At 67.5% G+C, this 11558-nt stretch carries 4 protein-coding genes; all 4 read left to right on the plus strand.

Annotated features, from left to right (window positions below; translation table 11 throughout):
- Window positions 1-110: 110 nt before the first annotated feature.
- Window positions 111-3605 carry a maltotransferase domain-containing protein gene (locus M3I56_RS12115; protein WP_254354123.1) on the plus strand — a complete coding sequence of 1165 codons (3495 nt, stop codon included), beginning with the start codon at window positions 111-113 and terminating at the stop codon, window positions 3603-3605.
- Window positions 3602-7057 carry a maltose alpha-D-glucosyltransferase gene (gene treS, locus M3I56_RS12120; protein ID WP_254354124.1) on the plus strand — a complete coding sequence of 1152 codons (3456 nt, stop codon included), beginning with the start codon at window positions 3602-3604 and terminating at the stop codon, window positions 7055-7057. The genes M3I56_RS12115 and treS overlap by 4 nt, the downstream gene beginning before the upstream one ends.
- On the plus strand, window positions 7050-9266 hold the full coding sequence (gene glgB, locus M3I56_RS12125) for a 1,4-alpha-glucan branching protein GlgB (RefSeq protein WP_254354125.1): 2217 nt from the start codon (window positions 7050-7052) through the stop codon (window positions 9264-9266). The genes treS and glgB overlap by 8 nt, the downstream gene beginning before the upstream one ends.
- 68 nt (window positions 9267-9334) lie before the next feature.
- The gene (gene glgX, locus M3I56_RS12130) at window positions 9335-11554 is read left to right on the plus strand and encodes a glycogen debranching protein GlgX (protein ID WP_254354126.1); all 2220 of its coding nucleotides are present in this window, start codon (window positions 9335-9337) and stop codon (window positions 11552-11554) included.
- Window positions 11555-11558: the final 4 nt, after the last annotated feature.

An 11558-nucleotide genomic window follows, 5' to 3' on the forward strand; every position in this document is an offset into this window, starting at 1 on the left:
CTGTCACCACACGCAGCGCGGCACGCTCCGGCAGCCCCCGGGCGGCGCGATCGCATTTCGGCTAACCCCGACTTGCATCCCCTTCGCCTGACGTACCTGGAATACGACCGATGGAACCCCCCCACGCCTATGCGCCGCGGATCTACTTCGTCCATTCCGTCCTGGCAGGACCACTCGACGCGTGGCCGGCGCACATCGCCCGCGCAGCGTCGCTGGGCTTCGATCACGTCCTGATCGGCGCCCTGTTCGCCTCGGGCGCGTCGGGCGACGACCGCATCGTCGCCGACCATGCGCGCCTGAACGCGGCCTTCGGCAGCCAGCTTTCAGCCGCCGACGCCGTGCGCGAACTCGCACTCTCGGCGCAATCGCGCGGCGTCACGCTGCTCGCCGATCTCGTGCTCGATCGCAGCGCCGCCGACGGCGCGCTCTACGCCGCGCACCCCGAATGGTTCCACCCCTTCGAGCCCGAAGACGCACGCCTCGACCCACGCCACGGCCATCGCGAAGCCAACGTCGCCTATGCCGATTTCGAGCGCGCGAGCGCGCCGCTCATCGCATGGTGGACGGCACGCGCCGTCGCGCTCGTCGAAGCGGGCATCGGCGGCTTTCGCGTGGACTCTCCGCACCGCACGCCGCCCCATGTGCTGCGCGCGATCTTCGATGCCGTGCGCGCGCGCTTTCCGCAAACGCGCTGGCTCGCCGCGACGCCAGGCCTGCCGCGCGAGGCGCTCGCGCACCTCGAAGGCGCGGGCTTCGACGCGGCCTTCTCCTCGCTGCGCTGGTGGGACTTCTCGTCGAGCTGGATGGTCGAGGAGCACGCCGCATTGCGCCGCGTGGGCTCGCCGATAACGTTTCCAGAGGCGCCCTATGGCGCGCGCTACGCGCACGACCAGGAAGGCGCTGCCGATGCGCGCGCGCTCGAGCGCGCCTATCGCCGCATGCTGCGCGCGGCAGCCGCGCTCGGCACCGGCTGGCTCATGCCGATGGGCTTCGAATATGGCGTGGACGAAGCGACCTCGCACAGCGGCAACAGCGCACAGGCGTGGGAAGCCGCGAAGGCGCGCGCGCCCTTCGATCTGAGCGCCGATGTCGCGCACGCCAACGCGCTGCAACGCGAAACGTGGGTGCTGCAGACCAACGGTGAACTGCGTGCGCTCAATGGCCCCGGCGCGAGCGTCGCGGCGCTCTTGCGCGGCGACCGCGCGGACCTGCGCGAAGCGGACGACGCCATCCTCACGCTCATCAATCCCGCGCTCGCTGCGCCTGTGCGTGTGGATCTCTCGCGCCTGCTCGACGGCGTGCCTGGCGGCTTCACGCGCTTCGCGCCGCTCGACGCCGTAACGCTGCGCGGCGCACGCCTGCCCGCGCCACGCGACGCGAGCGCGATCCCCGACGCGTTCACGCTGCCCGCCGGCGCATGCTGGATGTTCCGCGCGCTCGCGAGCCCGCTCGTGGTCCTTGCGCCGCCCGAAGATCGCGGCAAGACGGACACGAGTGGACACAAGAGCGTGCTCGAGGCGATCGCCGCGCCGCGCATTGCCATCGAGAGCGCGCAGCCCTCGGTCGATCACGGCCGCTTCGCCGCGAAGCGCACCGTGGGCGAGCGCTGCGAAGTGCGCGCGGCGATCTTCGCCGAGGGCCACGACCGCATCGACGCCGCCGTGCTCTGGCGCGCCGTCGACGAAACCGCCTGGCACGAGTCGCTAATGACGCCCGTGCCGCCCGCGGGCACCGACCTGTGGGCGGGCCACATTCCCCTCGATCGCGTCGGACGCTACGAGTACGTCGTGATTGCGTGGCGCGACGACTTCGCCTCGCTCGCGGAACATCTGCACAAGAAGCGCGCGGCGAACCAGCCCGTCGATCTCGAGCTGGAGGAAGCGAGCCGCCTGTTCGCGCTCGTGCTCGCCACCGCGGAAACGTCGGGCACGGGCGACGACGACCAGAAGCGCACCAACGAAACGCTCGACGCCATCGTCAAACGCTTCATTGCTGCGGACACCGAAACACGCTGCGCGATCATCGCCGCGCCTTCGACCGCTGCGGCCGTGCGCGCCGCGCGCCATCGCCCGTTTCTCTCGCGCGACACGATCGTCAATCGCGTGGATGCGGAGCGCGGCGCCGCGCGCTTCGCGAGCTGGTACGAGATCTTCCCGCGCTCGATGAGCGACGACGAATCGCGCCACGGCACCTTTGACGACGTGATCGCGAAGATGCCGCGCATCCGCGAAATGGGCTTCGACGTGCTGTACTTCCCGCCGATCCACCCCATTGGCCTCGCGAACCGCAAGGGGCGCAACAACACGCTCAATGCGCAGCCCGGCGACGTGGGCAGCCCGTATGCAATCGGCGGAGCCGAAGGCGGCCACACCGCGGTGCATCCGCAACTGGGCACGCTCGAGGACTTCTGCCGCATGCTTGCCGCGGCGCGCGAACAAGGCCTCGAAATCGCGCTCGATTTCGCGATTCAATGCTCGCCTGACCACCCGTGGTTGAAAGCGCATCCCACCTGGTTCGCGTGGCGGCCCGACGGCACGCTGCGCTACGCCGAAAACCCGCCGAAGAAGTACCAGGACATCGTGAACCCCGAGTTCTACGCTCACGACTCCAAGCCTGATTTGTGGCTCGCATTGCGCGACGCGATTCTGTTCTGGGTGGACACGGGCGTGCGCATTTTCCGCGTGGACAACCCGCACACGAAGCCGCTGCCGTTCTGGGAATGGATGATCGCCGACGTGCGCGCGCGCCACCCCGACGTGATCTTCCTCTCCGAAGCCTTCACGCGGCCGCGCCTCATGTACCGGCTCGCCAAACTCGGCTTCTCGCAGTCGTACACGTATTTCACGTGGCGCGAATCGAAGCGAGATTTCACCGAGTACCTCACGGAACTCACGCAAACCGAGGTGCGCGACTTCTATCGGCCGAACTTCTTCGTCAACACGCCCGACATCAATCCGCGCCATTTGCAGACCGGCGCGCGCTCGAGCTTCCTGATCCGTGCCGCCCTGGCCGCGACGCTATCCGGGCTGTGGGGCGTGTACTGCGGCTTCGAACTGTGCGAAGGACGTGCCATGCCCAATTCGGAAGAATATCTGGACTCCGAGAAATACCAGCTGCGCGCATGGGACTGGCATCGCCCCGGCAACATCGTCGCGGAGATCGCCACACTCAATCGCATCCGGCGCGCGAACCCGGCGCTGCACACGCATCTCGGCATCACGTTCCTCGACGCGCGCAACGACTCGCTGCTGTGCTTCGAGAAGGCCACGCCCGCGCGCGACAACGTGCTCGTCGTGGCCATCAATCTCGATGCCTTCAACGAGCAGGGCGCCGACTTCGAACTTTCGTGGGCGACGTTCCAGCGCTGGCAGCTCGACGACCACGCCCCCCTCAATGTGGTCGACGAAATGACCGGCGAGCGCTTCGAGTGGCGTGGGCGCTGGCAGCACGTGCGGCTCGACCCGCATGCGCGCCCGTTTTCGATCTGGCGCATCGAGCCCGCGAAGGGCCTGCCGCGCGAAGAACCGCTGCCTGAACACGCCGACGAGCACATCGAGGGCCATCCCGAACTGGACGCGGACTTCCCGCCCGGAGGAGCGACATGAAACGCGACCCCGCTACGCACGAGCCTGTGGCAACGAACGTGCAGACCGTCACGCGAGACTCGACCGCACACGACCCACACGATGAGGAGCGCGCCACGCAACGGCGCGGCAGGCCGTCGATGCTCTCCGACGACCCGCTCTGGTACAAGGACGCGATCATTTACCAGGTGCACTTGAAATCGTTCTTCGATTCGAACAACGATGGCGTGGGCGATTTCCCTGGCCTGCTCGCGAAGCTCGACTACATTGCCAGCCTTGGGGTCACGGCGGTCTGGCTGCTGCCGTTCTACCCCTCGCCGCGCCGCGACGACGGCTACGACATCGCCGACTATCGCAACGTGCACCCCGATTACGGCCAGCTCGCCGACGTGCGACGCTTCATTCAGGAAGCGCATGCGCGCGGCATCCGCGTGATCACCGAACTGGTCATCAACCACACCTCGGACCAGCACCCGTGGTTTCAGCGCGCGCGCCGCGCCAAACCCGGCTCGAATCATCGCAACTACTACGTGTGGTCCGACACCGACCAGAAGTACCAGGGCACGCGCATCATCTTCATCGACACGGAGCCATCGAACTGGACGCACGACCCGGTGGCGGGCGCGTACTACTGGCACCGCTTCTATTCGCACCAGCCCGACCTGAACTTCGACAATCCGGCCGTGCTGCGCGAGGTGCTGCAGGTCATGCGCTTCTGGCTCGATATGGGCATCGACGGGCTGCGCCTGGACGCCGTGCCTTACCTCGTGGAGCGTGAAGGCACGAACAACGAGAACCTGCCTGAAACGCATGGCATTCTCAAACGCATCCGCGCGGCCATCGACGAGCACTACCCGAACCGCATGCTGCTGGCCGAAGCGAACCAGTGGCCCGAGGATGTGCAGGAGTACTTCGGCAACGAAGACGAATGCCACATGGCGTTCCACTTCCCGCTCATGCCGCGCCTCTACATGGCGATTGCGAGCGAGGACCGCTTCCCGATTCTCGACATCATGAAGCAGACGCCCGACTTGCTGCCGAGCTGCCAGTGGGCGATCTTCCTGCGCAATCACGACGAACTCACGCTCGAAATGGTGACCGACTCCGAGCGCGACTACCTCTGGAACACCTACGCGAGCGACCGGCGCGCGCGCCTGAACCTCGGCATTCGCCGGCGTCTCGCGCCGCTCATGGAGCGCGACCGGCGCCGCATCGAACTCATCAACTCGCTGCTGCTCTCCATGCCCGGCACGCCCGTGATCTATTACGGCGACGAACTCGGCATGGGCGACAACATTCACCTGGGCGACCGCGACGGCGTGCGCACGCCGATGCAGTGGTCGTCGGACCGCAATGGCGGCTTCTCGCGCGCCGACCCCGAACAGCTCGTGCTGCCGCCGCTCATGGGCTCGCTCTACGGCTACGACGCCATCAACGTCGAAGCGCAAAGCCGCGACCCGCATTCGCTGCTCAACTGGACGCGCCGCATGCTCGCCACGCGCCGCGCGAAGCAGGCGTTCGGGCGCGGCACGATCCGCTTCCTGCGGCCTGAGAACCGCAAGATCCTCGCGTACCTGCGCGAAATGCCCGGCGAAGCGCCGATCCTGTGTGTGGCGAATCTGTCGCGCGCGCCGCAGGCGGTGGAACTCGATCTTTCCGAGTTCGCGGGCATGTCCCCCGTCGAGATGACGGCCGACTCCGTGTTCCCGGCCGTCGGGCAGTTGCCTTATCTGCTGACGTTCCCGCCCTACGGCTTCCTGTGGTTCCTCCTGAGCGCGGGCGATCAGCGGCCTTCGTGGAGCCAGCCGACCTCGGAGCAATTGCCCGAGTTCGTGACCGTGGTGATCCGCGAAGGGCAAACCGGTGCGACGCCCGAAAACGTGCGGCTGCTCGAATCGGAAGTGCTGCCTTCGTGGCTCTCGCGTCGCCGCTGGTTCGCCTCCAAGGACAAGCCGCTGCGCGCCGTGCGTCTCGCGGCGCTCACGACGATTTACGGCGCGGGTTTCGCGTTCACGGAGATCGAGGCCGAGCTTGCGGATGGCACGAGCGAGCGCTACGTCCTCCCGATCGCCATTACGTGGGGCGCCGAAATCACCACGCCGCTGCACATTCAGCTCGCGCTCTCGCGCGTGCGGCGCGGCCGCACGGTGGGCTATCTCACGGATGCGTTCTCGCTGCCGTGGTTCGCCTACGGCGTGCTGCGCAAGCTGCGCGAGCGCGCCGCGGTGCCTACCGTGCAGCAGAGCACGATCCGCTTCGAGCCGACCGAGCGCCTCGACGAACTCGACCTTGGCGACACGCCGGAAGTGCGCTGGCTCGCCGCGGAGCAGAGCAACAGCTCGCTCGTGATCGCGGAAACCCTCGTGCTCAAAATCGTGCGCCGCCTGATGGCTGGGGTGCACCCCGAAGCGGAAATGAGCCGCTACCTCACGAAGCTCGGCTACGCGAACACCGCGCCGCTCTATGGTGAAGTGGTGCGCGTCGACCCCGCGGGCGTGCCGCATACGCTCATCATCGTGCAAGGTTTCATCGACAATCAGGGCAACGCGTGGGACTGGGCGCTCGACTATTTGCGCCGCACGATCGACGAACTCGCGCTCGCCGTGGACGACGACACGCGCGCCGACCAGGCGCACGAAGAAGAAGCCGTGCAGGGCTACTGCGCGGTGATCGGCGCCATCGGCAAGCGGCTGGGCGAGCTGCACGCATTGCTCTCGAGACCCAGCGACGACGAAGCCTTCGCGCCCGTTGCCGCGACCCCCGAGGACGTGCGCGCCTGGATAGCCGACGCGAAGACCATGCTCAACGAAGCGCTCGACATCGTCGCGCGGCATACGGGCGAGGACGAGCAAATGCTCGACGAAGACGCACGCGATCTCGCGCGCAGCCTGATCGATCGGCGCAAGGCGCTTGTCGCGAAGATCGACGAACTCGTGCCGGACGACACGAAGGCTGCGCGCATCCGCATCCACGGCGATTTCCACCTGGGCCAGGTCCTGCTTTCCCAGGGCGACGCGTATTTGATCGACTTCGAAGGCGAGCCCGCGCGGGCGCTCGAATACCGGCGCGCCAAGGCCTCGCCGCTGCGCGACGTGGCGGGCCTGTTGCGCTCGCTCTCGTATGCGGGCGCCGCCGCGCAATCGACGCTCGAAAGCGCGCCGCAGCAAGTCGTCGATCGCAAGCGTGCCCTGTTCGAACGCTTCCGCGGCTATGCGGCCGAAGCGTTCCTGAGCCAGTACCGCGCAGCCGTGGCAGAAGGACCGCTTACGCTCGTCAGCGCTTCGCAGGAGCAGGCGCTGCTCGACCTGTTCCTGATCGAGAAAGCGGCTTACGAGATCCGCTACGAAGCGGCCAACCGTCCCACCTGGCTCGCGCTGCCGGTACGCGGTCTCGCGGCGCTGGCGGCTCGCGTGCTTGGGCTCACGCCCACGCAGTCCACGCAATCGCATTCCGGCGGAGGTGGCCATGGTTGAGCGCGCGGCCCAAGCCGGCCTGAATCCCCACGACGCCGACGCACTCGCCGGTGCGTACCACTCCGATCCTTTCTCCGTGCTCGGGCTGCACTGGGTGGACGGCGCCCCCTACGTGCGCGCATGGCTGCCGAACGCCTCCGGCGCGAGCGTGGTGGCGCGCGACCGCGCCCACACGCTCGGCGAACTCTCGCTCGTGCATCCCGCAGGACTCTACGCAGGGCCAGTCGCGGAAGCGGTGCCCTACCGGCTCGTGGTCGACTGGCATGGCGTGAGCCAGGAAATCGAGGACACCTATTCATTTGGCCCGCATCTCGCGCACGATGCGCTCGTGCGTCTCGCGGACGGCGACCCCTACGCCGTGCTCGAATGCCTCGGCGCGCGGCCCTTGACTTGCGACGGCGTACCCGGCGTGCGCTTCGCGGTCTGGGCGCCGAATGCGAAGCGCGTCTCCGTGGTGGGCGACTTCAACGCGTGGGACGGGCGGCGTCACCCCATGCGGCTGCGTCACGAAGCGGGCGTATGGGAGCTTTTCATTCCGCGTGTGGCGCCCGGCGCGCGCTACAAGTTCGAGATACTCGGCGCACGCGGCGTGGTCCTCCCGCTCAAGGCCGACCCCTGCGCGCTGCAGACGGAATGCCCGCCGGGCACGGCTTCGATCGTCGCCCCTGTCGAAGCGATCGACCACTATGCGTGGCGCGATCAGGAGTGGCTGCAAACGCGCGCAGAACGGCAGAACGCGCGCGCGGCCATGTCGGTCTACGAGGTGCATGCGCCTTCGTGGCTGCCCACGCAAGGCGCCGATGCCCCCGCGCCCGACTGGGGCGCGCTCGCCGAGCGCCTGATCCCCTACGCGCAGGGCATGGGCTTCACGCACATCGAACTGCTGCCCGTGGCGGAACATCCGTTTGGCGGCTCATGGGGCTATCAGCCGCTTTCGCAGTTCGCCCCCACCGCGCGTCTTGGCGCGCCGGTGGACTTCGCGGCGTTCGTCGATCGCGCGCACGAAGCGGGGCTGGGCGTGATTCTCGACTGGGTGCCCGCGCACTTCCCGAACGACGCGCACGGTCTCATCGATTTCGACGGCACGGCGCTCTACGAGCATGCCGACCCGCGCGAGGGCTATCACCCCGACTGGAACACGATGATCTACAACCTGGGACGCCGCGAGGTGAGCGCGTTCCTGGTCGCGTCGGGTCTTGCGTGGCTCATGCGCTATCACGTGGATGCGCTGCGCGTGGACGCGGTCGCCTCGATGCTCTACCGCGACTATTCGCGCGCGCAAGGCGAGTGGGTGCCCAACATCTATGGCGGCCGCGAAAATCTCGAATCGATTGCGTTTCTCAAGCGCCTCAATCACGAAACGCAATACGTTCCGCAACGCCCCGGCGTGATCACCATTGCTGAGGAATCCACAGCATGGCCGGGCGTCACGGCGCGCCCCGAAGATGGTGGCCTCGGCTTCCAGTTCAAGTGGAACATGGGCTGGATGCACGACACGCTGCACTACATGCACGAAGACCCCGTTTATCGCCGCTATCACCATCACCTGATGACGTTCGCGATGGTCTACGCGTGGTCCGAGCGCTTCGTGCTGCCGCTGTCGCACGACGAAGTGGTGCACGGCAAAGGGTCGCTACTGGGCAAGATGCCGGGCGACCGCTGGCAGAAGTTCGCGAACCTGCGCGCGTATTTCGGCTTCATGTGGGCGCACCCCGGCAAGAAGCTGCTGTTCATGGGCGGCGAGTTCGGGCAGATGGCCGAATTCGATCACGACGGCACGCCGCACTGGAACCTGCTCGACGACCCGCTGCACCGCGGCGTGCAAACGCTCGTGCGCGACCTCAACCGCCTCTACGCGAGCGAGCCTGCGCTCTACACGCTCGACTCGGAACCGGGCGGCTTCGAATGGCTGGTTTCCGACGACAACGAAAACAGCGTGCTCGCATGGCGCCGCGTGGACGGCACGGGCCGCGAGATCGTGGTGATCTGCAACTTCACGCCGCTGCCGCGCCACGGCTACCGTATCGGCATGCCGCAGCCGGGACAGTGGGAAGAAGCGCTCAACACCGACGCCGAGGTGTACGGCGGCTCGAACATCGGCAACGGGGGCCTCGTCACCACGGAGAGCGTGGTGAGCCACGGCAAGCCGCAGTCGGCCGCGCTCGTCCTGCCGCCACTCGGCACGCTGATCCTGCGCCTGCGCCGATAAACCGGCGCGGCGGCGGGATCGGATCAGGAAGCCGATGCAAAACGAAGAACAACACATGGAGCATCGTCATGGCAAACGGTCCGCCTGAGCGCCTGCTGCCCGGCTCCCCCTGGCCGCTCGGGGCGACGTGGGACGGACTCGGCACCAACTTCGCCGTGTTCTCCGCCCACGCATGGCGCATCGAGCTGTGCCTCTTCGACCCCACCGGCCGCAAGGAACGCATTCGCTACACCTTGCCCGAATGCACCGACGAGGTGTGGCACGGCTATCTGCCGGGCGCGCATCCCGGCACCGTCTACGGCCTGCGCGCGCATGGGCCCTATCAGCCGCATCTGGGGCACCGCTTCAATCCGCACAAGCTGCTGCTGGACCCTTACGCGAAGCAGCTCATCGGCCAGTTCCGCTGGTCGGACACGCTCTATGGCTACCGCGCGCATTCGAACCGCGTGGACCTCTCGATCGACCGGCGCGACTCGGCACCGGCCATGCCCAAGTGCGTGGTCGTGAACGACAACTTCGACTGGTCGCGCGACCGGCGGCCCAATACGCCGTGGGGCGACACCGTGATTTACGAGGCGCATCTGCGCGGTCTTTCGATGCAGCGTCACGATTTGCGCACGCACATGCGGGGCACCTTCGCCGGGCTAGCCGCGCCGCGTTTCATCGAGCACCTGCACAAGCTCGGCGTGACGGCCATCGAGATCCTGCCAGTCCACGCGTTTCTCTCCGAGCGCTTTCTGATCGATCGCGGCCTGCGCAACTACTGGGGCTACAACGCGGCCGCGTTCTTCGCGCCCGAGCCCAGCTACCTGGTGGGCTACGACACCGACGAAATGCGCATTGCCGTGCGGCAGCTTCATGCAGCGGGTATCGAAGTCTTTCTCGACGTGGTCTACAACCACACCTGCGAAGGCGGCGAAATGGGCCCCACCGTCTCGTGGCGCGGCCTCGACAATGCCAGCTATTACCGCTGCGTGCCAGGCGACGAGCGCCACTTCATCAACGACACGGGCTGCGGCAACACACTCGACCTATCGCACCCGCGCGTGCTGCAGATGGTCGCCGACTCGCTGCGCCACTGGACCACGTCATATGGCATCGACGGCTTTCGCTTCGACCTCGGCGTGACACTCGGGCGCGAGCCCGCAGGCTTCGACCCGAACGGCGGCTTCTTCGACGTGCTGCGCCAGGACCCAGTGCTTTCGCAGTGCAAGCTGATTTCCGAGCCGTGGGACGTGGGCCCGGGCGGTTATCAGCTCGGCAATCACCCGCCCGGCTTTTCCGAATGGAACGATCGCTTTCGCGACAGCGTGCGGCGCTACTGGCGCGGCGCGCCGGGCCAGCGCGCCGACCTCGCGGCGCGCCTGACCGGCAGCGCGGACCTGTTCGACAAACGCAAGCGCCGGCCCTGGGCGTCGATCAATTTCGTCACCTCGCACGACGGCTTCACGCTCGCCGACCTCGTTTCGTACGAGCGCAAGCATAACGAAGCCAACAGCGAAGAGAACCGCGACGGCCACAATGAAAACTGGAGCGCGAACTGGGGCGTGGAAGGCCCGACCGACGACCCCGCCATCCTCGCCACGCGTGCGCGCGTGGCCCGCTCGATGATGGCCACGCTCCTCATCGCGCTCGGCACGCCTATGCTGCTCGCGGGCGACGAGGCCTGCCGCACGCAACGCGGCAACAACAACGCGTACTGCCAGGACAACGACATTTCGTGGTTCGACTGGGCGCTCGCCGACACGCCCCAGGGCAAGGCCATGACGCGTTTCGCCGCGCGCGTGATCGCGCTGCGCCGCGAACATCCGCTGCTGCACGAAACGCGCTTTCTGTTCGGCGAGCGCGAACTGATGCCCGGCGTGCACGACATCGACTGGTTCGACGAACGCGGCGAGTCGCTCTCGCCCGAGGCCTGGCACGACCCGGAAGCGAGCGCGTTCACCATGCGGCGCGCGGGAGCGGGACTCCACGGCCAAATGGAAGTATTGTTGATGATGCTGAACGCTTCGCAGGGCGCGGTGACATTCGTCGCGCCCGCGCCGCGCATGGCATTGGAGGTGCTGCTCGATACCGCGCGTCCCGACGCGGCGCCCTACGCGCTGCCCGACACGACGTACGAGCTGGCTGCGCGCGCGCTCGCCGTGCTCCGCGCCCGTCCGGCGCGAGCCGACACGCACCGGCCAGCGGGCACGCGCGGCGACGCGCCCACGCCGGACCCGCGCCGCACGCCGGGCGCGTCCGGGTCGGGCGCGCCCGCGGGCCCGGACGAAGCCGCCGCTGGATAGGAAC

The organism is Paraburkholderia sp. CNPSo 3281 (genome assembly GCF_024206515.1).
Taxonomy (GTDB): Bacteria; Pseudomonadota; Gammaproteobacteria; order Burkholderiales; family Burkholderiaceae; genus Paraburkholderia; species Paraburkholderia nodosa.